This is a genomic window from Aeromicrobium camelliae, assembly GCF_003850045.1.
GTDB lineage: Bacteria > Actinomycetota > Actinomycetes > Propionibacteriales > Nocardioidaceae > Aeromicrobium > Aeromicrobium camelliae.
Genome location: NZ_RQJX01000016.1, coordinates 23,108 through 50,099 on the forward strand (window position 1 = coordinate 23,108; position 26,992 = coordinate 50,099).

Below are 26,992 nucleotides of genomic sequence, written 5' to 3' on the forward strand. Positions count from 1 at the left end.
CCGGAGCTTGAACCGGTGTCGGACAATGGAGGGATGCCGACCTCGACGCAGCTGATCATCTTGCTGCGGCACCCTGTGAGGTTCCTCGCCGAGGAGGACCCCGCTCGTTCACGCTTCGTCTTCGACGCCCCGCAGGGCCCGGTCGAGGCGACGGCGAACGAGGCGGTCGGCCCGCTCTCGGGCGGTATCCGTGCCATGAACGCGCACGACAGCGTGCGGGCGTGGGCGGGGCCGGCGATCATCGCGCTCCGGTTGATGGCCGCGGGCGCGCTGACCTCGCCCTCCCCGGCCGAGTTGCAGCAGCTGCGCGAGGCCGGAGCGCATATCGGCGAGTCCCAGGCCGACGGACAACGTCAGATCGATGCCTTTCTCGCCGCGCTCGCCGTCGATGCGCCCGCCGTGGCCACGACGCCGCAGCGCCGTCGCGAGCCCGAGCAGCCGAGGCCGCGGATCGAGCCGCCGCGCACCTTCGCCTACCGCCTGGTGACGGCGTTCGAGGCCGGCGGCGCCGACAGCGTCGCGACGGTCCGCCTCCGTGTGCGTCCCACCGACCGCACCTGGGGCGAAGTCGACGCACGCGACCTGTGGACGCGCGACGACCACCACTTCGGCCCCGGCGCCCGTGACGCCACCCGCGCCATGCTCGAGCGCCTTGCTGCGACGTGGGAGCCCGCGCACCGCCTGCTCCCCGGCGACGACGGCACTCCCCCACCCGAGACGGTCGCCCTCGACCGCGACGAACTCGGACGTCTCGCCTCAGCTGATCTCGTGACGCCTCTCATGGCCAACCGGGTGGAGGTCGTCTGGCCGGCAGAACTCGTGCGCGATGTCGCCGCCACGCCGGTCCTTCAGCGGGTCGAGGGGTTCGGCGATCGCCCTCGCGCGTTCGGCCGCGACCAGTTGTTCCGCTTCGACTGGAGTGTGAGTGTCGGCGGCGAACGTCTGACGCAGGCCGAGCTCGATGAGCTCGCCGCCAGCCACAGCGGCATGGTGCGGCTGCGTGATCAGTGGGTCTTCGTCGAGCGGAGTCGTCTGGACGACCTTCTGCGCGGCGGAGGACGCGAGCTCGACGCGAGCGACGCGCTCCGCGCGGCGCTCACCGGCGAACTCGAGATCGACGGCCGGATGGTCGAAGTCGACACCGTCGGCTGGCTCGAAGACGTCCGCGAGCGGCTCGCGAGCCTCGGCGCCCGCGACACGCGGATCGAGCAGCCCGCCGACCTCGACGGGGATCTGCGGGCGTACCAGCTCGACGGCCTGCGGTGGATGAACCAACTCGTCGAGCTCGGACTCGGCGGCATCCTCGCCGACGACATGGGACTGGGCAAGACGATCATGCTGATCGCCCTCCACCTGCATCGGGCCGCACCCGCCCCGACCCTCGTCGTCTGCCCGGCCTCGGTGCTCGCGACGTGGGAGCGGGAGATCGCGCGCTTCGCCCCCGGCCAGAACGTGCACCGCTACCACGGGCCGCAGCGCACGCTCAACGACGCGAAAGACGGCTTCGTCGTCACCACGTACGCCACGATGCGCCAGAGCGCCGACGACCTCGCCGAGCACGACTGGGGCATGGTCGTCGCCGACGAAGCACAGCACGTGAAGAACGCCGCGAGCGGTGCGGCGCAGGCGCTGCGGCGGATCGGCTCGGACGCCCGCATGGCCCTGACCGGCACGCCGGTCGAGAACAGCCTCTCGGAGCTGTGGTCGATCCTCGACTGGACGACGCCCGGTCTGCTCGGACACCGCGAACAGTTCCGGCGCGACTGGGCCCGCCCCATCGAGCGGGACCGCGACGACGAGGTCGCCCGGCGACTCGCCACGCTGATCCGTCCGTTCGTGCTGCGCCGGCGTAAGAGCGATCCGGGCATCGCGCCCGAACTGCCGCCCAAGATCGAGACCGATCACCACGTGCAGCTCACGCGCGAGCAGATCGGCCTGTACGAGGCGGTCGTGCGCCGCACCATGACCGAGATCGAGGAGAGCAAGGGCATCCAGCGGCGCGGTCTCGTGGTCAAGCTGCTGACCCAGCTCAAGCAGATCTGCAACCACCCGGCCCAGTACCTGCGCCAGTCCACCGGGCGCTTGGACGGGCGGTCCGGCAAGCTCACGGTCTTCGACGAACTGCTCGACGAGATCCTCGCCGAGGACGGCCGCACCCTCGTGTTCACCCAGTACGCGCAGATGGGGCACCTGCTCGCCCGGCACCTGAACCAGCAGGGAATCGAGCACGCCTACCTCCACGGCGGGACGCCCGTGCGTACCCGCGAGGACATGGTGCGGCGCTTCCAGGACGGCGAGTTCCCGGTGTTCGTGCTGTCGCTCAAGGCGGCCGGGACGGGCCTCAACCTGACCCGCGCCGACCACGTCATCCACTACGACCGCTGGTGGAACCCGGCGGTCGAGGACCAGGCGACCGACCGCGCCCACCGCATCGGGCAGACCACCGCCGTCCACGTGCACCGCCTCGTGGCCGAGGGCACGATCGAACAGTCGATCGCCGAACTCATCACCGCCAAACGTGCGCTCGCCGACGCCGTGGTCAACTCCGGCGAGGCGGCGCTCACCGAACTGAGCGACGCCGAACTCGCCGCGCTCGTGCGCTTGCGCCGCTGACCCATCCGATCACATGCCGGTGACGAACCACCGGCATGAAAGCCCGTACCGTCCTGCTGTCCGCCGCGATCGGGGTGCTCGCCGCGACGGCCGGTGTCGGTCTCGGTCATCTCGTGGCCGCCTTCATCGCTCCGGCCGCCTCTCCCGTGCTCGCGGTGGGCTCGACCGTCATCGACGCGACGCCGACACCGGTGAAGGAATGGGCCGTGTCGACGTTCGGGACGGCTGACAAGCCGATCCTCATCGGCACCGTGCTCATCGGCACCCTCCTGCTCGCCGGGCTCGGCGGCATCCTCGCCGCACGGAGGTTCGCGGTGGGTGCTCTCGTGCTCGTGGTGCTCGTCGCAGCCAGCGGCGCTGCGGCCCTCACGCGGCCGGTCGCCGGCGTCGCCGACGCCGTGCCGTCGCTCGTCACCGGCCTGGTGGCGCTCGCGGTCCTGCGGGGCTTCACCCGTCCGCACCGACGAGAGCCGGCGGCGTCGGCCCCCGGCGTCTCGCGCCGCACCATGCTGCTCGGCGGCGGGGCCGTCATCCTGCTCTCGGCGCTGGCCGCGGCGACGGGTGAAGCCCTGATCCGAGCAAGCCGCACCCTCACGAACGTGGCGCTCCCGCGGCCGGCGGACCCCGCGGCCCCGTTGCCCGACGGCCTCGAGATCGAGGGACTCAGCCCCTTCCGGACACCCACGGGCGACTTCTACCGGGTCGACATCAACCTGACCGTGCCGATCGTGGACGTCGACGACTGGACCTTGACGGTGGACGGCGACGTCGAGCGGCCCTTCACCCTCACGTGGGACGAACTGCTCGACATGGACATGATCGAGCGCGACATCACGATGACGTGCGTGTCCAACGAGGTCGGCGGCTCCTACGTCGGGGCGGCGCGCTGGCTCGGCGTTCCCCTGACCGACCTGTTGGACCGCGCGGGCGTGGGCTCTCGTGCCGACCAGATCCTGAGCACCGCCGTCGACGGGTTCACCATCAGCACCCCGTTGAACGTCGCGACGGACGGGCGCGACGCGATGGTGGCGGTCGCGATGAACGGCGAGCCGCTCCCCCGCGACCACGGCTTCCCGGCGCGACTCATCACCCCCGGTCTCTACGGCTACGTCGGCGCCACCAAGTGGCTCGAGCGGCTGACCTTGACGACGTACGCCGAGCAGGAGGCCTACTGGACGGCGCGCGACTGGGCCGTCGAGGGTCCGATCAAGATCTCAGCCCGGATCGACACCCCGCGTGGGCTCGGCGAGATCGACGCAGGCGAACGGGTCATCGCGGGCGTCGCCTGGGCCCAGCAGCGCGGTGTCGACGAAGTCCAGGTGCGCATCGACGACGGCGGCTGGCGGCCGGCTCGACTCGGCCCGGATGCCGGCGTCGACTACTGGCGGCAGTGGTACCTGCCGTGGAACGCCACCCCAGGCCGCCACGTGGTCGAGGCGCGCGCGATCACCCGTGACGGCGAGGTGCAGACCACCGAACGCACCAGTCCGTTCCCCGACGGCTCCAGCGGCATCCACAGCATCGTCGTCCGCGTGCGCTGAACGGAATTCTCACCCATCCGTCTGGCGCCGGGCTCCGAATCCCTGGTGTCAGCCCCCAACGAAAGGCACCATCATGAAGCGCACGATCATCGGCCGCACCGGTCTCGCCACCGCGGCTCTGTCCCTCACGCTCGGTCTCGCCGCCTGCAGCAGTGGCGACGACTCCGAGGCTTCCATGAACTCCGAACCGTCGACGTCCCAGGAGAGTTCGGAGCCCAGCGACGACATGATGGGCGCCTTCGGTCCCGGGTGCGAGGCGATCCCCACCTCCGGGGCCGGTTCGCTCGACGGCATGGCCGAGGACCCGGTCGCGACCGCGGCGAGCAACAACCCGTTGCTCAGTACTCTCGTCACCGCGGTCCAAGAAGCCGGTCTCGTCGACACGCTGAACTCGGCCGAGTCGCTCACGGTCTTCGCACCGACCAACGACGCCTTCGCCGCGATCCCCGAGGACCAGCTGAACGCGCTGCTGGCCGACAAGGACCAGTTGACCACGGTCCTGACGCATCACGTGGTCGAGGGCGAGCTCGGGCCCGACGAGATCGCCGGGGAGCACGAGACCCTCGCCGGTGACACGCTCATGGTGGACGGCTCGGGCGAGGACTTCACCGTCGCCGACGCCTCGGTCATCTGCGGAAACGTCCCGACGGCGAACGCCAAGGTGTACGTCGTCGACGCCGTGCTGATGCCCTGAACGTCGGGAAGAATCGCCCCGTGAGCCACCTGACCTCCGTGCCCTCCGGCCCTGAGCCGGAGGGCACGGACCTGGCCACCGAACTCCTGCGCCGCTGTGCTCGCGATGACGAGAACGCGTTCGCGCAGCTCTACGACCTCACCGCGCCACGCGTGTTCGGCCTCGTGCGTCGTGTCGTCCGCGATCCGGCCCAAGCCGAGGAGGTCACGCAGGAGGTGTACTTGGACCTGTGGCGCCATGCGTCGCGCTTCGACTCCCGGCGGTCGAGTGCCCTGGCCTGGGTGTTCACCATCGCCCACCGGCGTGCCGTCGACCGCGTCCGCGCCGCGGAAGCGGCCGACCAACGCGACGTCGCCTACGGATACCGGCAGCGCGAGGTCGCGCATGACACGACGAGCGAGGCCGCTCAGGACCGCTGGGAGGCGCGGCGCGTTCGGGCGGCGCTCGAGACGCTGACGCCGACCCAGCGCAAGGCCGTCGACCTCGCCTACTTCGGCGGGTACACCCACAGCGAGATCGCGGCGATGCTGGACATCCCGCTGGGCACAGCGAAAACTCGTATCCGCGACGGTCTCATCCGGCTGCGCGACGCACTGGGAGTAGAAGGATCATGATGACCGACGACATTCACAGCTTGTCGGGAGCGTACGCGGTCGATGCCCTCACCGACGACGAGCGCAGTGCGTTCGAGGCGCATCTCGAGCACTGTGCGGCGTGCCGCGAGGAGGTCGACTCCTTGCGCGAGGCCGCGGCCGAGTTGACGCTGCTGGCCGGCGAGGAGCCGCCGCCCGCACTGCGAGCCGACGTGCTCGGTCTCGTGTCGACGGTCCGTCCCGAACCACCCCGGCTCGACGATCGGCGAGCACGGCGGCGGCGCACCTGGATCGCGGCTGCTGCCGCCGCGGTCGTGGTCGCACTCGGCGTCGGTGTCGGGGTGACGCGACCCTGGGAAGGAACGTCCCAGGGCCCCGAGTTCACGGTGGCCGAGCAGATCGCACGTGCCGACGACGCGCAGCGGATCTCAGTCTCGTTCGATGACGGAGCCGTGGCGACGGTGCTGCGCTCCCAGAGCCTGGGGCGGGCCGTGATCGAGACGAGCGACATGGCGCCGCCTCCCGAAGGCCGGCACTACGTCCTGTGGCTTCAGGACTCCGACGGGACGATGCACCATGCGGGAGCCATGCCCGACGAGGCCGGGGACACGACGATGCCGCTCAAGGGCGACGCGGCATCGGCGATCGGGGCGGGGATCACCGTGGAGTCCGATCCCCGGACACCGGAACCGACGAGTGAGCCGGTGGCCCTGTTCTCGTTCGCGTGAACCAGCTAAGGTTAGGGAGTCCTAACTACTCCTGTCGAGTGAGTGCCCATGATCGTCGAACCCGCCCCCGCTGAACGCTGGAGCGATGACCTCGCCCTGCTCGGGTCCGTCCTCGCCGCGTTCGGGGGATCTGCGGTCGCTGCGACCGCGACCGCCAGCTCGGCCGTGAGCGCGATCGGCTCATACGGACGTCTCGGTGGCCTCGGATCCCCGTGGCCCAGCCAGGGCGCTGATGAGCTGACGATGCGCCTGTGCCCCGCGTCCCTCGACGCGTTCGCCACCGACGCGGACGGCACCACCGTGCGGCTCCTCAACCAGCATGGCGATGTCGTGCACCGCGTCGCCAGCCCCGCCGGGCCCAGCGCGCGGTCCGCGGTGCGCGCCGGCACGACGCTGCGTTCGCTGTCCTGGTCCGCCGAACATGACCCTCAAGCGGCTGCTCGCCACCTCCTCGCCCTCGATGCGCAGGGCCATCTCGACACCCTGGTCGCCGACGGCGGGGCACGACGCAGCGCCGCGCTCGACCGGCTTCGGCGCACGCATCTGGTGACCCCGATCGCGCCGGGCCTGGCCCTGCACGCGCTCGATCACCTGCACCGCGACCGCATCCCGGTCACGCTGGCCGTGCCGGCGGCGGGTTGCCTGCTCGCGGTCCATGGCGTCGTCGAGGAGTTGCGCGGCGGGGCGTCGATGACTTTCGCCCGGGTGGGCGCGGGGACCGTGCGGGTCGATCCCGCAGCGATCAGCGAGGCGTGGGTCGTGCGTCCGGAGAACGGAGCCGCGCTCCTGGAGCTCTACGACCACACGCACCGCTGCTCGATCGCGATCGGTCAGCCGCTGCGGCGCGATCCGGTCGCCACGGCCCGGTGGGAGCACCTGACCGCGATGCTCTCGATCAGCTGACCGGCGCCGTGTCGCTCGCTCGAGCGTGATGGCGGCCGATCGGCAGCATCATCGGCTTGCCGGAGGTCGGATCGACCATGATCTGGCTTTCCAGCCCGAACACGTCACGCACAGTCGCCTCGGTCAGCACGTTCACCGGGTCGCCGGCCGCGTGCAGACGCCCGGCCGCCACCGCGATCAGGTGGTCGGCGTATCGGGCCGCCAGATTGAGGTCGTGAAGCACCATGACGATCGTCGTTCCCCGCTCGCGATTGAGGTCGGTGAGCAGGTCGAGGACCTCGACCTGATGGCTCACGTCGAGGAAGGTCGTCGGCTCGTCGAGGAACAACAGATCGGTCTGTTGCGCGAGCGCCATGGCGATCCATACGCGTTGCCGCTGACCGCCGGACAGCTCGTCCACGGCGCGGTCGGCGAGGGCCACGGTGTCGGTCGCCTCCAGGGCTGCGAGCACCGCCGCCTCGTCCTCGGCGCTCCACCGCGCGAAGACCTTCTGGTGCGGATGCCGTCCGCGGCCCACGAGATCGGCGACGGCGATGCCCTCGGGCGCGATCGGCGACTGCGGGAGCAACCCGAGCGTGCGCGCGACCTCCTTGGTGGGGAGGCGGTGCAGGTCCTTGCCGTCGAGCACCACCTGACCTGACGAGGGCGCCATGAGCCGCGACATCGCGCGCAGCAGCGTCGACTTGCCGCACGCGTTGGCGCCGACGATCGTCGTGATCTTGCCGGTGGGGATCGTCAGGTCGAGATGGTCGACGACGGTGCGGTCACCGTAGGCGAGGCTCAATTGCTCCGTGTGGAGCGAGTGGGTGGCGGTCATAACGAACCTCCCGCGCGATTGGTGCGGATGAGCAGGTAGACGAGATACGGGGCGCCGAGCACGCCGGTGACGACGCCGACGGGGTAACGCGCCCCCAGTGCGAACTGACCGGCGAGGTCGGCGACGAGGACGAGCAGAGCGCCGACCAGCGCGGCCGGAACGAGCAGCGAGCCAGTCGGGCCGACAAGCCGCGCGGCGATCGGCCCGGACAGGAACGCCACGAAGGCGATGGGACCGGCCGCAGCGGTGGCGAAGGCGATGAGACCGACCGCGGCGATGATGACGAGGACACGGGTGCGTTCCACCCGGACGCCGAGGGCCGACGCGGTGTCGTCACCCAGTTGCAGCAGGTCCAGGCGACGGCTCTGCGACAGCAGGAGGACACCGAAGGCGATGACTGCCGCGAGGAGCGTCACGACCTCGCTCCAGGTGGCGCCGTTGAGGCTGCCGGTGATCCAGCGCATCGCGGCCGGCAAGTCCCACGTCGCCGCACGGACCAGGAGGTAGGAGACGACGCTTTGGAGCATCGCGGCGATGCCGATGCCGATGAGGATGAGACGCGTGCCGACGACACCGTCCTTGAACGACAGGACGTAGATCAGCATCGCCGTCGCCAGTGCGGCGACCACGGCGACGAAGGAGATGAGTGCGCCCGACACGGAGAGAACCGTGATGCCGAAGACTGCCGCGGCGCTCGCGCCGTGCGTGATGCCGATGATGTCCGGGCTGGCCAGAGGGTTGCGCAGCATGGTCTGGAACGTCACGCCGCCCAGCGCGAACGCGGCGCCCGCTAGCACGGCGAGCATGGCGCGCGGCAGCCGCAGTTCGCCCACCGTGAACGACGCACCGGGCACCGTCTCACCGGCGATGACCCGCAGGACGTCGAGGGGCGGATAGAACGTCTGGCCGACCATGAGCGTCACCAGGAAGGTCCCGAGGACCAGGACGGCAAGGGTGGTGAGCGCACCGCGGCGGCGCAGCGCGCGACGGGCGCGGCCGGCGGCGAGGACGTCGACGCTCACAGGGCACGCACCTTCTGCCGGCGCACGACGTAGATGAAGAAGGGGGCCCCGATGATGGCGGTCACGATCCCCACCTCGATCTCGGACGGGCGGGCCACGACCCGGCCGACGACGTCCGCGACGGTCAACAAGATGGCGCCCACGAGCGCGGACGAGGGCAGAAGCCAACGGTGGTCGACGCCGATCAGGAGCCGGCAGACGTGCGGCACGACGAGCCCGATGAAGGCGATCGGACCGGCGACGGCGGTCGCGGCGCCGCAGAGCGTGACGGCCCCGATGAACGCGACGACGCGGATCATCATGACGCGCTCGCCGAGGCCGGTCGCCAGCTCGTCGCCCAGCGCGAGCGAGTTCAGGCCGCGGGAGCAGGCGATGCAGATGATCGCTCCGACGATGAGGAACGGGAGAACCTGGACGAGCTTGGTGTAGGTTGCGCCGCCGACCCCGCCGACTTGCCAGAAGCGGAAGGAGTTGAGCACGTCGACGCGCGGCAGCAGGATCGCGCTGATGAGCGAGGTGAACGCAGCGGTCGTCGCGGCCCCGGAGAGCGCGAGTTTGAGCGGAGTCGGGCCTCCGCGGCCGAGGGATCCGATGGCGTAGACGAACGCCGAGGCGAGCGCGGCACCGACGATCGCGACCCAGATGTACCCCGTCGCCGTGCTCAGCCCGAAGAACGCGATGCCGGAGACGACCGCGAGCGAAGCGCCGGGGGTCACCCCGAGGATCATGGGGTCGGCGAGGGGGTTGCGGGTCAGGCCTTGCAGGACCGCGCCGGCGACGCCGAGCGAGGCGCCCACGAGCATCGCCAGCAGGGTACGCGGGATGCGTTGGCGCACCGCCGCCTCGGCGATGCCACCGTGACCGTCGCCGGTGAACGCACTGACCAACTCGTTCCAGCCGACCACGCGTGTGCCGAACGCGACCGAGAGCGCCCCCGCCACAGCGAGGACGGCCACTCCGGCGATCAGCACGGCGAGAACGGCCGGCACCGGACGACGCCGTCGGGCGTCGTCCGGTGCGGCTGTTCTCACGAAGGTAACGGTCACTGGACCTTGGCGGCTGCGGCAGACAGGAGGTCGAGGTAGTCCGACAGCGCCCACGGCACCGAGAGCGCCGACGGGTTACCCGCCGCGGCGAGCGGCGTGTTGTCCTCGAGCATGACGATGGCCCCGTTGGCCACGGCCGGGATCTGCGAGAGCAGCGGATCCTCCTGCAGGGTCGCCACCAGCTCCTCGCTGCCGTAACCGATGAGGATGTCGGTGTCGTCGAAGGCGTCGGCTTCCTCCGCACTCTGGTCGAGGAAGAACTGGTCGGTCGATGCGCTGCCCTTTTCGACGAGAGCGGGCGTCTCCAGGCCCAGATCGACGAGGAACGCGGCTCGCGGGTCATGGGTCGTGTAGTAGCTGATCGTGCTGAGGTCGGACGGGTCGAGATAAGCGAACACACCGGTCTTGCCCTTGAGCTCGGGGCGGTCGGCGACGCCGTCGGCGATCTGCTGCTCGAGGTCGGCGACGAGGTCCTTGCCCTCCTGCTCGAGCCCCAGCGCCTTGCTGTTCAGTTCGATCGTCTCGCGCCATTCGGTGCCCCACGGGGTGTCGGGGTAGGCCACGACCGGAGCGATCTTGCTCAGGGTGTCGTACTCCTCCTGGGAGAGGCCCGAGTACGCGGCGAGGATGACGTCAGGCTGCGTGTCGGCGACCGCCTCGAAGTCGATGCCCTCGGTCTCATCGAAAAGCGCCGGCGTCTCGCCGCCGAGCTCCTCGAGACGCTCCTCGGTCCACGGCATGATGCCGTCGCCGTCGTCGTCACCCCACGTGGCCTTCGCCATGCCGACCGGAACGATGCCGAGAGCCAGCGGAACCTCGTCGTTGGACCAGCCGACGGTGGCGACCCGCTCGGGCTCGGACTCGATCGTCGTCTCGCCGAAAGCGTGCTCGATCGTGACGGGGAACTCGCCGGAGGCGGACGCGTCGTCCCCGGAGCCGGAGTCGTCGGCCGAGGAACCGCAAGCGGCGAGGACGAGGGCCGAGGCCGCCGCAGCGGCCGTAGCCATGACACGCGAAGAGCGCATGGGCACTACTCAACTTTCTCCAGTAGGTAAGGCTTGCCTAGCCTACGCCCTGCCCTGGGGGGTCGCACAAGGGCTTCCGCGATCCGAACGCGTCACAATGGGGGCATGATCTTCATCGTCGCCAAGTTCCCCGTCAAGCCCGAGTGGGCCGATCGCTGGATCGACCACGTGACCCCCTTCACCGAGGCCACCCGCGCTGAACCGGGCAACCTGTGGTTCGACTGGTCCCGCAGCGTGGACGACCCGAACCTCTTCGTCCTGGTCGAGGCGTTCCGCGACGCGGAGGCGGGTGCCGCCCACGTGCAGTCGGAGCACTTCCAGCAGGCCATGAAGGACCTCCCGCAAGCCCTCGTCTCGACCCCGCAGATCATCAGCGAGCAGATCGACGCCACCGACTGGAACCTGATGGGCGAGATGACCGTCGAGTGACCGATCGACGCGATCGCGCCCGGGGCGTCCTGCTGGCACAAGCCTGCGGCGACGCCCTGGGCGTGCCCTACGAATTCGGCCCGCCGCTCGCCGATGACGCGGTCCCGGAGATGGTCGGACGACCCGAGTCGGACCTTCTTCCCGGCGAGTACTCCGACGACACGGCGATGGCGGTCTGCATCGCCGAGGCAGCCGCCGGTCATGGTGGTCTCGACGACACCGCGCTCGACGATCTCGCCCGACGCTTCCTCGCCTGGGGCAAGGTCGGTGTCAAACATGCGGGTCGTCAGACCAAACTCGTGTTCGCCGCGACCGTCGAACCGACGGCCGACGCCATGCGGCACGCTGCCCGCACCGTACTCGAGGAGACACCGCACGCGGCCGGCAACGGCGCGCTGATGCGTACCGCGGTCGTGGCGCTCGTGCGTCCCGACGACCGCGTCGGCACGGCGCGTTCCGCGGCGCAGGTCGCGCAGCTCACTCATCCGCACCACGAGGCCGTGGAGTCGTGTGTGCTGTGGACCGAGGCGGTCCGACGCGCGCTGCTCGGCGGGGACGTCGATCTGGCGGCAGGCCTCGACCTCATCGATCCGGCGAGCCGCGGACCGTGGCGTCGACGCATCGACGCGGCCACCGGGGCCGACCCCAGCACGTTCACGCCGAACGGCTACACCGTCGCTGCTCTGCAGGCCGCGTGGGCGGCCATCACCTCCACGCCTGGACAGGGAGCGGTGCACCTGTCGATGTCGCTCATCGCGGCCGTGCGAGCCGGTGGCGACACCGACACCATCGCGGCGATCGCGGGAGGGTTGCTCGGTGCCCGCTGGGGCGCTTCGGCCATCCCCGACGCCTGGCGCCAGGCCGTGCACGGGTACGGCGACCTCGACGGACCCGGCCTGAGCGACCTCGCCGATCGCGTCCTCGACTCAGCGCACGACTGACACGACCACGTCCGCGCTGTGCGCGGCACCGTCATCAGACGGAACCTGCCCGAGTGCGGCGAACAGCGCGATCACGGCTGCCACGCCGACCGGCACCAGGATCCGCTTCTTGCGATACCAGGGCCGGTGATCCTTCGCGTCCGCGAGCTGGCGCTCGAGATCCAGTGGGGCGATATGGCTGGTCCATTCCTCGCCGTCCCAGTACCGCAACGCGGCCTCGGAGCGGGGGTCGGGATACCAGTCGGGAATGCGGTGACTCGTCGAGCCGTCCTGTGCCATGGTTCTCCTCGAAGGGCTTCACCTTCGACGCTAGCTCGCCGCGCTGTCCTTCCGGCCCCTCACGCGTGAGACGTTCGCGACACTGCCGCCGGTCGCATGAAATGAGCCGGCGCCGTCCGCCTCTCGGCTAGCGTATGCGGACAATGAAAGGGGATGCCATGAATGAGGAGAGCTGGCACCAGGCCCGGTTGATACCGACGTCGGGCATCAACGGGTCGCAGGAGCAAGAACGTCGAGCGACTTCGGCGCTGCTCGCGGTCCTCAGCGTGGTCCCGGAGTTCTCGAAGGCGCTGCTCGGACCTCTAGGCGCCATTCGCGGAACGACCGAGACGTACATCGAGGTTCCCTTCGACACCAGTGAGGGCCGCGTGTACCCTGACGGCCTGATCCGCGTTCGCCGCGGCGCGCGCCAGTGGACAGCGCTCGTTGAAGTCAAGACTGGAAAGAACGAACTTGAGGCGCGCCAACTCGAGTCTTACCTCGACATCGCTCGCTCGGAGGGCTTCGACGCTCTCGTCACGATCAGCAACGAAATACCGCCCGTCCCCGGACAGCACCCGACAGCGGTTGATCGACGCAAACTACGCAAGGTGGCCTTGCATCACATCCCGTGGTCGTTCGTGCTGTTCACCGCCATCATGCAGAAAGAACACCGCGGCGTCGCCGATCCGGAACAGGCCTGGATTCTGGGCGAGCTCATTCGCTATCTGGAGCACTCGAAGTCCGGTGCGCTCGAACTCGATGACATGGGACAGCACTGGGTCTCGGTGCGAGACGCGGTTGCCTCAGGGACCTTTCGAGCGAACGATGGCGGTGGCGCAGAGGTGGCCTCCCGCTTCGACGCGCTGCTCCGCTACGCCGGATTGCGGCTCGGGCAGCAACTAGGCATCGACGTCACCCCAGCACTCTCTCGGTCTGAAATCGCACAGCCACAGGAGCGAACCGACAACCTGCTGCGACGACTGGCCGCGGAGGGAGTTCTCACCGGCGGTTTGCGCATCCCGCATGCCGTCGGCCCCCTCACGGTCACGGCCGACCTTCGCGCGAACCGTGTCACGTGCCAGGTCGACATTCCCGCCCCACAGACGGGCCGCCAACTGACACGGGTCAATTGGGTGATCCGCCAACTCAAGAACGCACGAGCCGACCTTCGGATCGAAACACTCGTCGCTCGGGCACGCGGCGAAGGCCCGACCGAACTGCTGGAGAAGGTGAGGGAAGATCCGAAGTCGATCGCGCCTGAGCCAGGGCGCGAGATCAAGGGTTTCCGTGTCGCTCTCTCCGTCGCGATGGGGTCGAAGCGCGGACGCGGCCGTGGGAGCTTTATCGACTCGGTCGTTGAAACAGTGGACGAGTTCTACGGCGATGTCATCCAGAACATCAAGCCATGGGCTCCGAGCCCTCCGAAGATGCGCCCGGCACCGGAACTCGACGATGACGCTCTGTCATCGACCGACCTCTCCTCCCAGGATGAGGCCGTCGCTGGCGTCTAGCTCGGAGCACGACACCGGACCGCACCTGGATGGAGCGGTCCGGCACCAACTCCGGTCAGGGACGGAAGACGTACTTGATGGCACCGTCCTTCTTGGCCTGGAACGTCGCGTAGGCCTCCGGTGCCTGTTCCAGGGGCACGTGGTGGGTCGCGAAGGTCTCGAGTCCGAGCGGGTCCGAGGAATCCTCGACGAGCGGCATGATGTCGTCGAGCCAACGACGGACGTTGGCCTGACCCATGCGCAGCGTGACCTGCTTGTCGAACATCGTCTGCATCGGCAACGGATCGGACGCGCCGGCGTAGACGCCGCTCAAGGAGATCGTGCCGCCGCGACGCACGATGTCGATGGCGCTGTAGAACGCGGCGAGTCGGTCAACGCTCGCGTTGGTCATCACCGTCTGCTCGACCTTCTTCGGGAGGAAGCCGACGAGCTTCTGCGCGGTCTCGGCCACCGGCGAACCGTGTGCCTCCATGCCCACCGCATCGACGACCGCGTCGGCGCCACGGCCCTGCGTCTTCTCGCGCACGACCGCGGCGACGTCCTCGCTGGACAGATCGATCGTCTCGACGCCGCGCGACGCCGCCCGGCCGATCCGCTCGGGCACCATGTCGATGCCGATGACACGCACGCCCTTCTGCAGGGCGATACGGCAAGCCATCTCCCCGATGGGCCCGAGACCGATCACCGCGAGGGTCTCACCCTCGCGAATTCCGGAGTACTCCACGGCCTGATACGCGGTCGGCACCACGTCGGAGAGGAACAGAAATCGGTCGTCCGGGGGCCCGTGGTCGACCTTGATCGGCCCGTAGTCACCGTGGGGGACGCGCAGGTACTCGGCCTGCCCGCCGGGGACGCCCCCGTAGAGATCGGTGTAGCCGAAGAGCGCGGCGCCCATGCCGCTCTCGCGGACCTGCGTCGTCTCGCACTGGGTCTGCAGCCCGCGGTCGCACATGAAGCAGTGGCCGCAGGAGATCTGGAAGGGGATGACGACGCGATCGCCGAGCTCCAGATTGGTCACGGCGGACCCCTTCTCGACGACTTCGCCCATCGGCTCGTGGCCGAGCACGTCACCGGGGTGGAGGAAGGCTCCGAGGACCTCGTACAGGTGCAGATCCGAGCCGCACAGACCCGACGACGTCACCTTGATGATGATGTCGGTGTCGTGCTGGATCGTGGGATCGGGGACGTTCTCGACGCTCACAGTGCGTCGGCCTTGCCAGGTCAGAGCTCGCATGAGTGGGGTGCCTCCTCAGGCTGGTCGACTGGTTCTCGACGCTGCCACGTTTCGGGGGTCAACGCATCCCGAGCGACCGCGGTAGCCGGGCCTTGAACAGCGCCGCGCGCGCTGCGTTGTTCCCAGCCGCGCCGTGCACCCCGCCGCCGGGGTGCGCGGAGCTCGAGGCGAGGTACAGCCCGCGGATCGCGGTGTCAGCACGACCGGTCCCGGACACCGGCCGAAAGATCAGTTCCTGATGCAGTTGCTGCGTCCCGCCGCCGACCGCGCCACCGAACAGGTTGGCGTTGCGCGCCTCTAGCTCGCGTGGCCCGAGAACCCGTCGCGAGAGCACGCGGGAGCCGAACCCGGGCGCCAACGCCTCGATGCGGGCCTGCATCCGGTCGGCGAACCGTTCGCGCTCATCGGCGTCCCAGGTGCCCTCGAGCTCCTCACCGACGTCGCCGCGGACATGCTGCGGGACGTGCGTGTAGGCCCACATCGTCTCGGTGCCCTCGGGCGAACGGGTCGGATCGGTCGTCGTCATGAGACCGGTCAGCAGGAACGGCTTGTCCGGGATGAGACCGGCGTGCACCTGCGAGAGCGCCTCGCTCATCTGCGGCATGGAGTCGGCGATGTGCACGGTTCCGGGCGTCTGCGCCGGCGGCGAATCCCACGGGACCGGCCCGTCGAGCGCCCAATCCACCTTGACGGTGCCCGGGTCCCACTGGAAGGTGCTCATCCGGCGCTGGATGCGCGCTGGGACGTCGCGCTCGTCGAGCAGCCGCCCGTAAAGCGCGGGCGCGCTGACGTCAGCCAGCACCACATCGGTCCCGTATCGTTCACCGTCGGCCGTGCGGACTCCGGTCACGCGACCCCGGTCGACGTCGATGTGTGTCACCTCGGCGTTGCAGCGCACGGAGCCGCCGCGCGCTTCGAGCCGACGGACCAGCGCGGCGGAGAGTTCGCCCGCTCCCCCTTCGGGCACCGGGAAACCGACGGTCTGGCCGAGCATCGTCATCAGCAGCCCCATGACGCCGGACCCTGGGGCCTCCAGCGGGATATCCGAATGACCGGCATTGCCGGCCAGCAGGATCGTCGGATGTTTGCCCTGGAATCGTCCCCGCCACAGGTCCACAGCCGGGGTGAGCAGCATCTTCACGAGGTCGAGCCCGCCGACCTTGGGGAGTTTGGCGGCCAGGCCTGCCCCGTGACGCACGGGCGGGAAGGGCGACAGCAGAGCGCCGATCAACTGCTCGCCGATCTCGTCCCATAAGGCGCACAGGCGAAGCCATGCCTCCCCGTCGCCGGGCTGCGCCTGCTCGAAGCCGGCGGCGGTCTGCTCACGGTCGCGGACCTGGAGCGCCCACGAGCCGTCGGGGAACGGGTGGCCCAGGACGGCCGGCGCGTGCCGCCACCGCACGCCCCAGCGCTCCAGATCGAGCGACAGCAGCGCCGGAGAGGCGGCCGCGAGCGGATAGAACGCGCTGAACGTGTCGTGCCGGAAGCCCTCGTGGACGTCGGTGTCGTGCCGGACCGCGCCACCGTAGGTCGGCTGCTGCTCGAGGACGAGCACCGACCATCCCGCGTCGGCGAGACGGTTGGCCCCGACGAGACCGTTAGGACCTGAACCGATGACGATGGCATCGACCCGGCTCATCGAGCATTCCCCTCCGCAAGGAAGGCCAGCCGCCGCAACGTCTCGACATTGCGCCACTTCAACGGTGGATCGGACACGATGTTCGGCACGAGCATCGCCGGACCGGCGACGAGGTGCTCTTCCATCTCCACGAGCGTCTCGCCACCCTGAGGAGTGAGCGTCAGACGCACCTCGGCTTCACCAGCTGGCCAGATGCGCGCTCGCATCTGCAGTTCGCGGCCGGGGATGCACCCAGTGGAGATCGTGGCGTCGTCGATGAGCAGGGGCCAGGCACCGACCGAATGGTGGATTCGAGAGCCTTCCGCCGGCCATGCCTCCTCGACATCGCGCATGCGGGAAGCTCCGACGACCCAGGTGGGGAACAGCCAGCCGTCGGCCAGCACCGCCCAGATCTCGTCCGGCGTGGCCTTGATCGTCCGCGTGATCGTCGTCATGGGGACAGTCCACCAGAGGTTCAGCCCGCTCGCAGCCGAGCGAGGACCACGACGGTGCGCTACGCGAGACCGGTCGAGTCCCCCACGAACAGCCCGGGGAACTCTTGACGTAAGGCGTCCTCCAGCCCGCCGCTGAGGGTGCGGGCGAACGTCCCGGAGAAGTGGCGGGTGTCGCGGTGCGTGATGAGGTTGCCCAGGACCGCCGGGCACACGCCCTCAGGGCAGTACAGGCCGGTGAGGTCGATCTCGTGCCAGGAGTCGGGCCTGTCATCGAGCATGACGAAGGGCGAGGTCGGCGCGTAGAGGTCGTGGGCGTTCATTGCGCAGGCATCGGTCGAGTCCTGGTGGAGGGTCAAGCAGTCAGCGATGTTGAAGGAGAACCGCGGCACGTCGCGGATCATGGCCAGCGCGAAGCCCTCCTGGGAGAGTTCCTCCCACGCCGCGCGCTGCCGACCGAGGATGTGCTCGTTCTGACCGCCGAGAGTCACCCTGGTGCCCTCGACGATGACGAGATCCGGCTGCATCTCACGCAGTTGAGTGCGCACCTCGTGATTCCACGTGCGGCAGCTCGACCCGCGCGCCTCGTTGTGCAAGGGGCAGCCCCCCATGGTCGTCACTTTGACGTTCCACCCGTGGCGCTCGGCGAGTTCGGCCATCGGCACCGACCACGGTCCCATCCGGGAACTGCCGACCATCGCGATCTCGACCTGTGCGTCGGACGGTCCGTACTCGCACCACCGCACCGGGTCGTCGAGCGAGGTGTACCAGCAGTCCGAGCCGATGACGTCGTTGTCCTGAGCGATCACGTCGAGCGGCGGTCCGGCGGGCAGGCGATAGCTGTTCTGCCGCAACGCGGGCTGTCGCACGACTTCGGCACCCGGGAAGTCTGCGAGCGGATACGCCTGAGGGTCGAGGGCCTGTGACACCCGTTCCTCCATCCGCTGCCCGGCTGCCGAGACCGCGGTTACTGCGATCAGTACGGCGGCGATGAGGACGGTGATGACCTGGCCTGCGGACGCCCGACGAAGCCGCAGCGCGGGCCACGAGACGAAGCGACGCGTCAGCCAGGCCAGCGCGAACGAGACACCGAGGATCAGCACCGCGGTTCGCGGGCCGACGACCTCACGCTGCTGGAGCGTGAGCGTGACGATGATGACGGGCCAATGCCACAGATAGAGCTCGTACGAGAGGTTCGCCACGGCGGTCAGTGGCCGTGACGAGAGCAACCGGGCCGGCCCTCCTCCCCCGCTGTTCCCGCCGAGAAGAACCATGGTTCCGCCGGCGAGGGGCAACAACACCCAGAGGCCCGGGAACGCGGTAGCGCCCTCGACGACGAAACCGCTCGAGACGATGATCGCCAGCCCCAGCCAGCACAAGCCCGCCCGCCCCCGCGGCGGCACCTGCCACCGCACCGCCAGGAGGGCGACGAGACCACCCAGCGTGAGCTCCCACCAGCGCGCGGCGCTGTGGAAGTACGCTCGGGGCTGGTCGACGGCCACCATGACCTGGGCGCAGGCGAACGAGAACAGCGTGATCGCGAGTGTCCCGGCGAACGCGAGCATCCAGGCTCGCCCGTTCCACCGCTGCCCCAGCGCGACGAGCCCGACGACGGCCCAGGGCCAGAGCAGGAAGAACTGTCCCTGCACCGACAAGGACCAGAAGTGCTGGACGATGCTGGCATCGGGCCCCGCGGCTCCGTACGCCAACTGTGAGCTGATGAGTTCCCAGTTCTCCACGTACAGCAGCGAGGCGATGACTTCACGCAGGTCCTGACCCTGGCCGCCGAGCGGACGCACCGCCACGACGGCGACGACGACCCCGGCCAGCACCGTCACCGCTGCCGGAACGAGACGCGTCATGGTGCGGGCGTAATGCCGCACCACCCGGCCCGGCTCGCGCCGCAGGGACCGGCGGAACAGGCTCGCGGTCAGCAGATACCCCGAGAACAGCAGGAAGACGTCGACGCCACCGGACACCCGGCCCTGCCCGAAGATGTGGAACAGGACGACGAGTGCGAGAGCGATCCCGCGGACCCCGTGAAGCTCAATGATGAAGCCGCTCTGCGACGGGGACGAGGTCTCGAGATTCCGGTGCCCGGGATCGACCGTGCCCAGCGTCGATGAACCCACGTACTACTACTCCTGTGAAGCCGAAAGGTCGCGTCCGCGTGACAACACGCAAACCGCGCCAGACTACCAGTGAGGGGCCAGTTTCAGGCCAAAACGGCGTCGACGAGCTGTTGAGCCTCGGACTGCACCTGCGCGAGATGGTCGGGCCCGCGGAACGACTCGGCGTAGATCTTGTAGACGTCCTCCGTGCCCGACGGTCGGGCCGCGAACCATGCCGACTCCGTGGTGACCTTCACTCCGCCGATCGGGGCGCCGTTGCCCGGCGCCTCGGTGAGGATGGCGGTGATCTCCTCGCCGGCCAGTGCCGTGGCGGTGACGTCGGAAGCACCGATCGTGCCGAGCTTGGCCTTCTGCTCCCGCGAGGCCGGTGCGTCGGTGCGCGCGTAGGCCGGGTCGCCGTACCGCTCGGTGAGGCCGGCGTAGCGCTGACTCGGCGTCTGACCGGTCACCGCGAGGATCTCCGAAGCCAGCAGGCACGCAATGATGCCGTCCTTGTCGGTCGTCCAGACCGAACCGTCGTGACGCAGGAACGAGGCTCCGGCCGACTCCTCCCCACCGAAACCGAAGGACCCGTCGAGCAGGCCCGGTACGAACCACTTGAAACCGACAGGAACCTCGGTGAGCGGGCGACCCAGGCCCTGGGCGACCCGATCGATCATCGACGAGGAGACCAGGGTCTTGCCGATCGTCGCTGTGTCCCCCCACCCGGGGCGGGCTCCGCCGAAGAGGTAGTCGATCGCCACGGCGAGATAGTGGTTGGGGTTCATGAGCCCGCCGTCCGGCGTCACGATGCCGTGGCGATCCGAGTCCGCGTCGTTCCCGGTGGCGATGTCGAAGCGATCTCGCCGCTCGACGAGCGAGGCCATCGCGGAGGGGCTGGAGCAGTCCATCCGGATCTTGCCGTCCCAGTCCAGCGTCATGAATCGGAACGTGCCGTCGACGAGCGGGTTGACGACCTCGAGGTTCAGGCCGTGCGTTTCGGCGATCCGCTCCCAGTAGGCCACGCTGGCGCCGCCGAGCGGATCGGCCCCGATGCGGACCCCGGCGCCGGCGATGCGCTCCAGATCGACGATCGTGGGAAGGTCGTCGACGTACGTGCCGAGGAAGTCGTAAGACTCGCACGCGGCGCGGGCGCGGGCGAACGGCACCCTGCGCACCTCACGGAGTCCTCCGGCGATGAGCTCGTTGGCGCGCGCCGCGATCGTCTTCGTCGCCTCGGAGTCCGCTGGCCCCCCATGCGGCGGGTTGTACTTGAAGCCGCCGTCGGTGGGCGGATTGTGAGAAGGCGTCACCACGATGCCGTCCGCGGCTGCGCCTCCATGGTTCGCCCGCAAGATGGCGTGGGAGACAGCAGGCGTGGGGGTGTAGCCGTCCTGCGCATCGACGAGGACGATGACGTCGTTGGCGATCAGCACCTCGAGCGCGGTCGCCCACGCGGGCTCGGACAGCGCGTGGGTATCGCGGCCGATGAACAACGGACCGCCGATGCCCTGGGCACGGCGGTAGTCGCAGATCGCCTGCGTCGTGGCCAGGATGTGGTGCTCGTTGAAGGACGCGGTGAGACTGCTGCCGCGATGCCCGCTGGTGCCGAACGCGACCTGCTGCGCAGGGTCATCCGGATCGGGGTGCACCGTGTAATAGGCGGTCACCAGGTGGGCGAGGTCGACGAGGTCAGCGGGCTCGGCCGGGTGGCCGGCGCGCGGATCGGCAGCGCTCATGGGTCCTTTCGGTCAGCAGCGAAGCTGCGGTCGAGGTCTGGACCCACTCTACGATCCGCTTCCCGTGCCCGCCGCCGCTGCAGACGCGGGCAGCCAGCAAGCGCGCGCAAGGGGCGGGAACCGCGTGGTTCCCGCCCCTTGTCTCACTGACTCAGCTGCAGCCGCTGGTGCTGCCGCAGCCCTCGCACACGTGGCACGAACCGGCCGGACGCATCTTGGTGCCGCAGGTCATGCACAGCGGGCTGTCGATCGCCCCGCCGGTGATCTCCTCGAGGAGTTCGGCCGACGTGTGGGCCGTCGACGGTGCCGGACGGGCGGACTCGACCTGGACCTTGGCCGACGCGACGTCGGACTCGGCCTCGACCTGCTTGGCCACCTGCGGGTCGGCCTTCGGCTCATCGCTCACCAGCTCGGCAGCCGTCGTGCCGTCGCCCTCGACGGGCTCGTACGAACCGGTGTCGAGGTAGCGCTGACGCTCCTCGGCCGAGTAGATGCCGAGCGCCGACCGCGTGTCGAAGTCGAGGTAGTCCAGCGCCAGGCGGCGGAAGACGTAGTCCATGATCGACTGCGCCATGCGCACGTCCGAGTCGTCGGTGAGACCGGCCGGCTCGAACTTGAGGTTGGTGAACTTCGTGACGAAGGTCTCCAGCGGCACGCCGTACTGCAGACCGATCGAGACGGCGATGCTGAACGCGTCCATCACGCCGGCCAGGGTCGACCCCTGCTTGCCGAGCTTGAGGAACAGCTCACCGAGGTCGCCGTTCTCGTGGGCACCGGAGGTCATGTAGCCCTCGGCGCCGCCCACGCTGAAGCTCGTCGTGATCGACTGACGCTTCTTGGGCAGACGACGACGGATCGGCTTCTCGACGACGACCGTCTTGACCTCGGTCTCGGCCGGCTTGTCGGCGTCCTTGCTCTTGGCCTTGGCGTCGCTGAGCGGCTGACCGACCTTGCAGTTGTCGCGGTAGACCGCGAGCGCCTTGAGGCCGAGCTTCCAGCCCTGGAAGTAGATGTCGGCGATGTCGTCGACGGTGGCCGTCTCGGGCAGGTTGACGGTCTTGCTGATGGCGCCGGAGAGGAACGGCTGGCAGGCCGCCATCATCCGCACGTGGCCCATCGGCTTGATCGCGCGCTCGCCGACTGCGCAGTCGAACACCTCGTAGTGCTCCGGACGCAGGCCCGGCGCGTCGATGACGTGGCCGTGCTCGGCGATGTACTCCACGATCGCCTCGATGGTCTCGCCGGTGTAGCCGAGCTTCTTCAGTGCGACCGGGATCGTCTGGTTGACGACCTGCAGCGAACCGCCGCCGACGAGCTTCTTGAACTTGACGAGCGAGAAGTCGGGCTCGATGCCGGTCGTGTCGCAGTCCATCATGAAGCCGATGGTGCCGGTCGGCGCGAGCACCGACGCCTGGGCGTTGCGCCAGCCGTTGGTCTCACCGATCTTGAGGTTCTCGGCCCACTGCTTGGTGGCTTCCTTCTGCACGGCGATATCCATCGCGTGCTTGGTCTTGATGTCGTCGTTGGCCGCGAGATGCTTGCGCATGACCCGCTGGTGCGGCTCGGCGTTCTTGGCGTAGCCCTCGTACGGACCGACGATGCCGGCGAGCTCGGCGCTGCGCCGGTAGGACGTGCCGGTCATGAGCGAGGTGATCGCCGCGGCGAGCGCCCGGCCGCCGTCGGAGTCGTAGGCCAAGCCCGACGCCATGAGCAGGGCGCCCAGGTTGGCGTAGCCGATGCCGAGCTGGCGGAACTTGCGCGTCGTGTCGCCGATCGCCTCGGTCGGGAAGTCCGCGAACGTGATCGAGATGTCCATCGCGGTGATGATCAGCTCGACGCTCTTGACGAACTTCTCGACCGCGAACGTGCCGTCGTCATTGAGGAACTTCAGCAGGTTGAGGCTGGCGAGGTTGCAGCTGGAGTTGTCCAGGTGCATGTACTCGCTGCAGGGGTTGGACGCGGTGATGCGACCCGACTCCGGCGTCGTGTGCCAGTCGTTGATCGTCGAGTCGTACTGGATGCCGGGGTCGGCGCAGGCCCAGGCGGCCTTGGCCATCTTGCCCCACAGCTCACGAGCGTCGATGGTCTCGATGACTTCGCCCGTGGTCCGCGCGGTGAGACCGAACTCGGTGCCGTTCTCCACGGCCTCCATGAACGCGTCGTTCACACGCACGGAGTTGTTGGCGTTCTGGTACTGGACGCTGGTGATGTCCGAACCGCCGAGGTCCATGTCGAAGCCGGCGTCGCGCAGAACGCGGATCTTCTCCTCCTCGCGCTCCTTGGTCTCGACGAACTCGACGATGTCGGGGTGATCGACATCGAGCACGACCATCTTGGCCGCGCGGCGCGTCGCGCCACCGGACTTGATGGTGCCGGCCGAGGCGTCGGCGCCGCGCATGAAGGAGACCGGACCGGAGGCCGTGCCGCCCGAGGAACGGAGCAGCTCCTTGCTCGAGCGGATGCGCGAGAGGTTGAGGCCTGCACCGGAACCACCCTTGAAGATCAGGCCCTCCTCTCGGTACCAGTTGAGGATCGAGTCCATGGAGTCGTCGACGGCGAGGATGAAGCACGCGCTGACCTGCTGCGGGCTCGAGGTACCGACGTTGAACCACACCGGGGAGTTGAAGCTGAACACCTGGTGCAGCAGCATGTACGTCAGCTCGTGCTCGAAGATCTCGGCGTCGGCGTCGGTCGCGAAGTAGCCGTGCTCCTTGCCGGCCTTGACGTAGGTCAGGACGACGCGGTCGAGCAGCTGCTTGAGGCTCGTCTCACGCTGGTCGCTGCCCACGGCACCGCGGAAGTACTTGGTGGTGACGATGGTGGACGCGTTGACGCTCCAGAAGTCCGGGAACTCCACGCCACGCTGCTCGAAGACGTTCTCGCCGGTCTTCCAGTTGGTCTGCACCACATCGCGGCGCTCCCAGGTGACCTCGTCGTAGGGGTGGACCCCTTCGGTCGTGTAGACCCGCTGGATCGACAGGCCCTTCTTGGCGCCCTTGCGAGCGCCGGCCCCGCCGCGGGATGCTCGGCTGTTGCTGACCGTCTCCGTCATGCCTTGGTGCTCCTGATTCTCCGGTGGTGGTGGTGTCAGTTCGTGGTGTCGGTGTCGTGGGTGCGCGACGCCGAGCGGGCCGTCTCTTCGGCCAGTTCGCCGTCGGTCGCGGCCGCCATCAGCGCGGCGATCTCCGCGACGAAGTCGTCGGCGGAGTCGAACGCCTTGTACACGCTGGCGAATCGCAGGTAGGCGACCTCATCGAGGGATCGCAGCGGCTCGAGGATCGCGAGGCCGATCTCGTGGGCCGGGATCTCCGCCGCGCCGCTCGCTCGCAGCGTGTCCTCGACCTGCTGACCGAGGCAGGCGAGATCGTCGGCCGAGACCGGGCGGCCCTTGCACGCCTTGGCGACCCCGGCGATGGCCTTGTCACGCTGGAAGGGCTCGGTGGCGCCGGACTTCTTCACCACGGTGAGCTGCATCTGCTCGAGCGTGGTGAAGCGCTTCTCGCACGCGGAGCAGACGCGCCGACGGCGGATCGATCCGCCGTCGTCGGAGGCACGGCTGTCGAGCACGCGGGTGTCGTCGTTCTTGCAGAACGGGCAGCGCATCGCGGGCTCCTTTCGCTGTGGACAAAACGGTGGATCTCGATGTGGACGGTCGCGAATCCTGTGGGAAACCCGGCTGTCGCTGTGGGCTAGATGTGGAGAACTACACGCCTGTAACTACTACATCTAGTGGTTACTCTACGTCGCGGACCCTCCCGATGCAAACAGCCTGGCGCATGGGTCTGACACTTTGTGTTTGCCCAGGTCACAGCCCTGCACATGCGCTGTGACGGCGTGTCGGGAATGATCTCTCACGCCATGACCACGAATCCGAGCACGCGCCGTCCGAAGCTCACGCCGCCCACGAGGAGACACTGACGTGGCCGATGCCGAACGTCGTCGTGATGCCCTGCGGCGCGGCGAGTCCGACCTCCCGGAGGAGAATGCCTCGATCGACCAGATCGCAGGCGTCTTCCGTGCCGAGCGGGCGCGCGCCGTCTCCGTGATCGCCCACGCCACCGGCGGCGACGTCGACCTTGCCGTCGACGCCGTCGCCGATGCGTTCGAGGAGGCGACCCGCCACTGGCCCGACCGAGGTACTCCCCCGTCCTGCCGTCACTGGATCCTCGAGACGGCGCGCCGCAAGGCCGTCGAACGTCTGCGCCGAACTGGCGCCGACCCGGCAGCGCTCGCGGCGCTGGCGCAGGGAACTGACGCCTCGGCCGACGAGCGGCTCGCCCTGATCTTCACCTGCTGCCACCCCGCGCAGGCCTTTCCCGCCCAGGTCGCGCTGACGTTGCACCTGGTCGGAGGGCTCACGACGGCCGAGATCGCCGGCGTGTTCGTGGCGCCCGAGCCCCTCATGGCACAGCGGCTCGAACGCGCCAAAGCGCCCATTCTCAACGGCGCCATCGCGTTCGCCGAGCCGGAACAGCGGGACCGCCAGCGACGTCTCGACGCCGTTCTGGCTGTGTTGTACCTCATCTTCAACGAGGGGTACGTCGGATCGCAGAGCACCTCGCTCACCGACGACGACCTGTCGACGAAGGCCATCGCGATGACCCGCATGGTGCTCGAGCTACTACCGCACGAGGACGACGTGCGGGGGCTGCTCGCACTCATGCTGTTCATCCAGGCTCGCCGGGCAGCACGCGTGCGGCCCGACGGCGAGCTCGTCGCGCTACCCGAGCAGGACCGGAGGCTCTGGGACCGTGTGATGACCGCTGAAGCCCGATTCCTCCTGCGCCAAGCGCGACGGTCGCGCCGTCGCACCCGCTACACGGTCGAGGCGCAGATTCAGGCGGAGTATGCCGCGACCATCGACGGCGGCACGCCGCAGTGGGACCGGATCCTCGCGCACTACGACGAACTGCGAATCCTTGCTCCGAGCCCTGCGATGGAGCTCAACAGCGCCGTCGCACTCGCCGAGGTGGACGGCCCTGAGGCAGCTCTCGAAGCCGTCGACGCGGTCCCCGCCCAATCGCACCTGTGGTTCGCCGTGAAGACCGATCTACTGGAGCGTCTCGGGCGCCCCGACGAGGCCGCCGACGTGTGGCGCACGGGCGCAGAGCTGGCGGGCAACCTGACCGAGCAGGCCTACATGACGACACGTTCGGCCCGTGACGCGTCGAGTTGCGAGGACGACACACCGCCGTACGGTGAAGACATGCCAGCTACCCCGAAGTACACGGTTCCGGGACTGTCGCTCGAGGACGGCCAGCAGGTCGCCGCGATGCTGCAGGACCGGCTCAACGCACTCAACGACCTCATGCTCACGCTCAAGCACGTGCACTGGAACGTCGTGGGCCCGCACTTCATCGCGGTGCACGAGATGATCGATCCGCACGTCGTGGAGGTGCGCGACATGGTCGACGAGACCGCCGAGCGCATCGCCACCCTGGGCGTGGCTCCGCAGGGTACGCCGACCGCGATCGTCGAGGGCCGGACGTGGAAGGGCTATCCGCTCGACCGGGCGACCACCACCGAGCACCTCAAGGCCCTCGACGAGGTCTACGTCGGCCTGCTCGACGACCATCGCAAGGTCCAGGCGCAGGTCGCCGAGATCGACCCGATCACCGAGGACATGCTGATCGGCCAGATCAAGACGATGGAGCTCTTTCACTGGTTCGTGCGCGCGCACCTCGAGAACCAGGGCGGTCAGCTCGACAACTGAG

At 69.0% G+C, this 26,992-nt stretch carries 22 protein-coding genes; 10 read left to right on the forward strand and 12 right to left on the reverse strand.

All coding sequences use genetic code 11. The features are described from left to right. Positions 1-33 precede the first annotated feature (33 nt). From EHW97_RS11725 to EHW97_RS11750, 6 genes are all read left to right on the forward strand, one after another. Positions 34-2,613, forward strand: a complete 2,580-nt coding sequence (locus tag EHW97_RS11725; RefSeq protein WP_124237360.1) for a DEAD/DEAH box helicase — start codon at positions 34-36, stop codon at positions 2,611-2,613. Positions 2,614-2,648: 35 nt separating this feature from the next. Further along, positions 2,649-4,154: a molybdopterin-dependent oxidoreductase gene (locus EHW97_RS11730; protein WP_124237361.1), complete on the forward strand. Its 1,506-nt coding sequence runs from the start codon at positions 2,649-2,651 to the stop codon at positions 4,152-4,154. A gap of 73 nt (positions 4,155-4,227) precedes the next feature. Then, entirely contained in the window at positions 4,228-4,848 is a 621-nt protein-coding gene (locus tag EHW97_RS11735) for a fasciclin domain-containing protein (RefSeq protein WP_124237362.1), read from the forward strand. A 20-nt stretch (positions 4,849-4,868) separates the two neighbouring features. Further along, positions 4,869-5,462 (forward strand): ECF RNA polymerase sigma factor SigK, encoded by a 594-nt coding sequence (gene sigK, locus EHW97_RS11740; RefSeq protein WP_124237363.1) that lies wholly within the window; start codon positions 4,869-4,871, stop codon positions 5,460-5,462. Next, complete coding sequence (locus EHW97_RS11745) at positions 5,462-6,169, forward strand: anti-sigma factor (protein ID WP_124237364.1); 708 nt, start codon at positions 5,462-5,464, stop codon at positions 6,167-6,169. Before sigK ends, EHW97_RS11745 begins: the two co-directional genes overlap by 1 nt. A 48-nt stretch (positions 6,170-6,217) precedes the next feature. Next, entirely contained in the window at positions 6,218-7,072 is an 855-nt protein-coding gene (locus EHW97_RS11750; protein WP_124237365.1) for a hypothetical protein, read from the forward strand. Here the strand turns inward: EHW97_RS11750 and EHW97_RS11755 are convergent. Genes EHW97_RS11755 through EHW97_RS11770 form a run of 4 tightly spaced genes read right to left on the reverse strand, consistent with a single transcriptional unit; the run spans position 7,065 to position 10,982 of the window. After that, positions 7,065-7,889, reverse strand: a complete 825-nt coding sequence (locus tag EHW97_RS11755) for an ABC transporter ATP-binding protein (RefSeq protein ID WP_124237366.1) — start codon at positions 7,887-7,889, stop codon at positions 7,065-7,067. The genes EHW97_RS11750 and EHW97_RS11755 overlap by 8 nt on opposite strands. Continuing rightward, positions 7,886-8,911 carry a FecCD family ABC transporter permease gene (locus EHW97_RS11760; RefSeq protein ID WP_124237367.1) on the reverse strand — a complete coding sequence of 342 codons (1,026 nt, stop codon included), beginning with the start codon at positions 8,909-8,911 and terminating at the stop codon, positions 7,886-7,888. Before EHW97_RS11760 ends, EHW97_RS11755 begins: the two co-directional genes overlap by 4 nt. Further along, positions 8,908-9,942: a FecCD family ABC transporter permease gene (locus tag EHW97_RS11765; protein WP_124237368.1), complete on the reverse strand. Its 1,035-nt coding sequence runs from the start codon at positions 9,940-9,942 to the stop codon at positions 8,908-8,910. The genes EHW97_RS11760 and EHW97_RS11765 overlap by 4 nt, the downstream gene beginning before the upstream one ends. Positions 9,943-9,953: 11 nt before the next feature. After that, entirely contained in the window at positions 9,954-10,982 is a 1,029-nt protein-coding gene (locus EHW97_RS11770) for an iron-siderophore ABC transporter substrate-binding protein (RefSeq protein ID WP_208002014.1), read from the reverse strand. A 105-nt stretch (positions 10,983-11,087) separates the two neighbouring features. Here EHW97_RS11770 and EHW97_RS11775 point away from each other — a divergent pair, with 105 nt between their 5' ends. Together EHW97_RS11775 and EHW97_RS11780 are read left to right on the forward strand one after the other, a co-directional pair. Then, positions 11,088-11,411: a putative quinol monooxygenase gene (locus EHW97_RS11775; protein ID WP_124237370.1), complete on the forward strand. Its 324-nt coding sequence runs from the start codon at positions 11,088-11,090 to the stop codon at positions 11,409-11,411. After that, positions 11,408-12,352, forward strand: coding sequence for an ADP-ribosylglycohydrolase family protein (locus EHW97_RS11780; protein WP_124237371.1), 945 nt, complete (start codon positions 11,408-11,410; stop codon positions 12,350-12,352). The genes EHW97_RS11775 and EHW97_RS11780 overlap by 4 nt, the downstream gene beginning before the upstream one ends. On the opposite strand, the gene EHW97_RS11785 is transcribed toward EHW97_RS11780, so the two are convergent. Beyond that, positions 12,338-12,631 (reverse strand): DUF2510 domain-containing protein, encoded by a 294-nt coding sequence (locus tag EHW97_RS11785; RefSeq protein ID WP_124237372.1) that lies wholly within the window; start codon positions 12,629-12,631, stop codon positions 12,338-12,340. The two genes, EHW97_RS11780 and EHW97_RS11785, sit on opposite strands and share 15 nt — an antisense overlap. Before the next feature lie 158 nt (positions 12,632-12,789). On the opposite strand from EHW97_RS11785, the gene EHW97_RS11790 reads away from it, so the two are divergent. Next, a complete protein-coding gene (locus tag EHW97_RS11790) occupies positions 12,790-14,124 on the forward strand; it encodes a hypothetical protein (RefSeq protein WP_243696421.1) in 1,335 nt (444 codons plus the stop codon). A 55-nt stretch (positions 14,125-14,179) separates the two neighbouring features. Here the strand turns inward: EHW97_RS11790 and EHW97_RS11795 are convergent, their stop codons facing one another. From EHW97_RS11795 to nrdR, 7 genes are all read right to left on the reverse strand, one after another. Beyond that, the gene (locus EHW97_RS11795) at positions 14,180-15,358 is read right to left on the reverse strand and encodes an alcohol dehydrogenase catalytic domain-containing protein (protein ID WP_124237373.1); all 1,179 of its coding nucleotides are present in this window, start codon (positions 15,356-15,358) and stop codon (positions 14,180-14,182) included. A gap of 58 nt (positions 15,359-15,416) precedes the next feature. Then, the gene (locus EHW97_RS11800) at positions 15,417-16,997 is read right to left on the reverse strand and encodes a phytoene desaturase family protein (RefSeq protein WP_124237374.1); all 1,581 of its coding nucleotides are present in this window, start codon (positions 16,995-16,997) and stop codon (positions 15,417-15,419) included. Continuing rightward, complete coding sequence (locus tag EHW97_RS11805) at positions 16,994-17,431, reverse strand: SRPBCC family protein (protein WP_124237375.1); 438 nt, start codon at positions 17,429-17,431, stop codon at positions 16,994-16,996. The genes EHW97_RS11800 and EHW97_RS11805 overlap by 4 nt, the downstream gene beginning before the upstream one ends. Before the next feature lie 59 nt (positions 17,432-17,490). Beyond that, complete coding sequence (locus EHW97_RS11810) at positions 17,491-19,560, reverse strand: acyltransferase family protein (RefSeq protein ID WP_124237376.1); 2,070 nt, start codon at positions 19,558-19,560, stop codon at positions 17,491-17,493. Between the two features lie 83 nt (positions 19,561-19,643). Next, positions 19,644-21,278: a phosphoglucomutase (alpha-D-glucose-1,6-bisphosphate-dependent) gene (gene pgm, locus EHW97_RS11815; protein WP_124237377.1), complete on the reverse strand. Its 1,635-nt coding sequence runs from the start codon at positions 21,276-21,278 to the stop codon at positions 19,644-19,646. Between the two features lie 151 nt (positions 21,279-21,429). After that, positions 21,430-24,330, reverse strand: coding sequence for a vitamin B12-dependent ribonucleotide reductase (locus EHW97_RS11820; RefSeq protein WP_124237378.1), 2,901 nt, complete (start codon positions 24,328-24,330; stop codon positions 21,430-21,432). Positions 24,331-24,365: 35 nt separating this feature from the next. Continuing rightward, the gene (gene nrdR, locus EHW97_RS11825) at positions 24,366-24,881 is read right to left on the reverse strand and encodes a transcriptional regulator NrdR (RefSeq protein WP_124237379.1); all 516 of its coding nucleotides are present in this window, start codon (positions 24,879-24,881) and stop codon (positions 24,366-24,368) included. Positions 24,882-25,197: 316 nt separating this feature from the next. On the opposite strand from nrdR, the gene EHW97_RS15795 reads away from it, so the two are divergent. Continuing rightward, positions 25,198-26,991, forward strand: coding sequence for a DUF6596 domain-containing protein (locus EHW97_RS15795; protein WP_124237380.1), 1,794 nt, complete (start codon positions 25,198-25,200; stop codon positions 26,989-26,991). Position 26,992 lies beyond the last annotated feature (1 nt).

Excerpts from the sequence above, each read along its gene's own strand:
- EHW97_RS11725 (WP_124237360.1), top strand. The coding sequence starts at position 34 with ATGCCGACCTCGACGCAGCTGATCATCTTGCTGCGGCACCCTGTGAGG.
- EHW97_RS11730 (WP_124237361.1), top strand. The coding sequence starts at position 2,649 with ATGAAAGCCCGTACCGTCCTGCTGTCCGCCGCGATCGGGGTGCTCGCC.
- EHW97_RS11735 (WP_124237362.1), top strand. The coding sequence starts at position 4,228 with ATGAAGCGCACGATCATCGGCCGCACCGGTCTCGCCACCGCGGCTCTG.
- EHW97_RS11745 (WP_124237364.1), top strand. The coding sequence starts at position 5,462 with ATGACCGACGACATTCACAGCTTGTCGGGAGCGTACGCGGTCGATGCC.
- EHW97_RS11750 (WP_124237365.1), top strand. The coding sequence starts at position 6,218 with ATGATCGTCGAACCCGCCCCCGCTGAACGCTGGAGCGATGACCTCGCC.
- EHW97_RS11755 (WP_124237366.1), bottom strand. The coding sequence starts at position 7,889 with ATGACCGCCACCCACTCGCTCCACACGGAGCAATTGAGCCTCGCCTAC.
- EHW97_RS11770 (WP_208002014.1), bottom strand. The coding sequence starts at position 10,982 with ATGCGCTCTTCGCGTGTCATGGCTACGGCCGCTGCGGCGGCCTCGGCC.
- EHW97_RS11775 (WP_124237370.1), top strand. The coding sequence starts at position 11,088 with ATGATCTTCATCGTCGCCAAGTTCCCCGTCAAGCCCGAGTGGGCCGAT.
- EHW97_RS11785 (WP_124237372.1), bottom strand. The coding sequence starts at position 12,631 with ATGGCACAGGACGGCTCGACGAGTCACCGCATTCCCGACTGGTATCCC.
- EHW97_RS11790 (WP_243696421.1), top strand. The coding sequence starts at position 12,790 with ATGAATGAGGAGAGCTGGCACCAGGCCCGGTTGATACCGACGTCGGGC.
- EHW97_RS11795 (WP_124237373.1), bottom strand. The coding sequence starts at position 15,358 with ATGCGAGCTCTGACCTGGCAAGGCCGACGCACTGTGAGCGTCGAGAAC.
- EHW97_RS11800 (WP_124237374.1), bottom strand. The coding sequence starts at position 16,997 with ATGAGCCGGGTCGATGCCATCGTCATCGGTTCAGGTCCTAACGGTCTC.
- EHW97_RS11805 (WP_124237375.1), bottom strand. The coding sequence starts at position 17,431 with ATGACGACGATCACGCGGACGATCAAGGCCACGCCGGACGAGATCTGG.
- pgm (WP_124237377.1), bottom strand. The coding sequence starts at position 21,278 with ATGAGCGCTGCCGATCCGCGCGCCGGCCACCCGGCCGAGCCCGCTGAC.
- EHW97_RS11820 (WP_124237378.1), bottom strand. The coding sequence starts at position 24,330 with ATGACGGAGACGGTCAGCAACAGCCGAGCATCCCGCGGCGGGGCCGGC.
- nrdR (WP_124237379.1), bottom strand. The coding sequence starts at position 24,881 with ATGCGCTGCCCGTTCTGCAAGAACGACGACACCCGCGTGCTCGACAGC.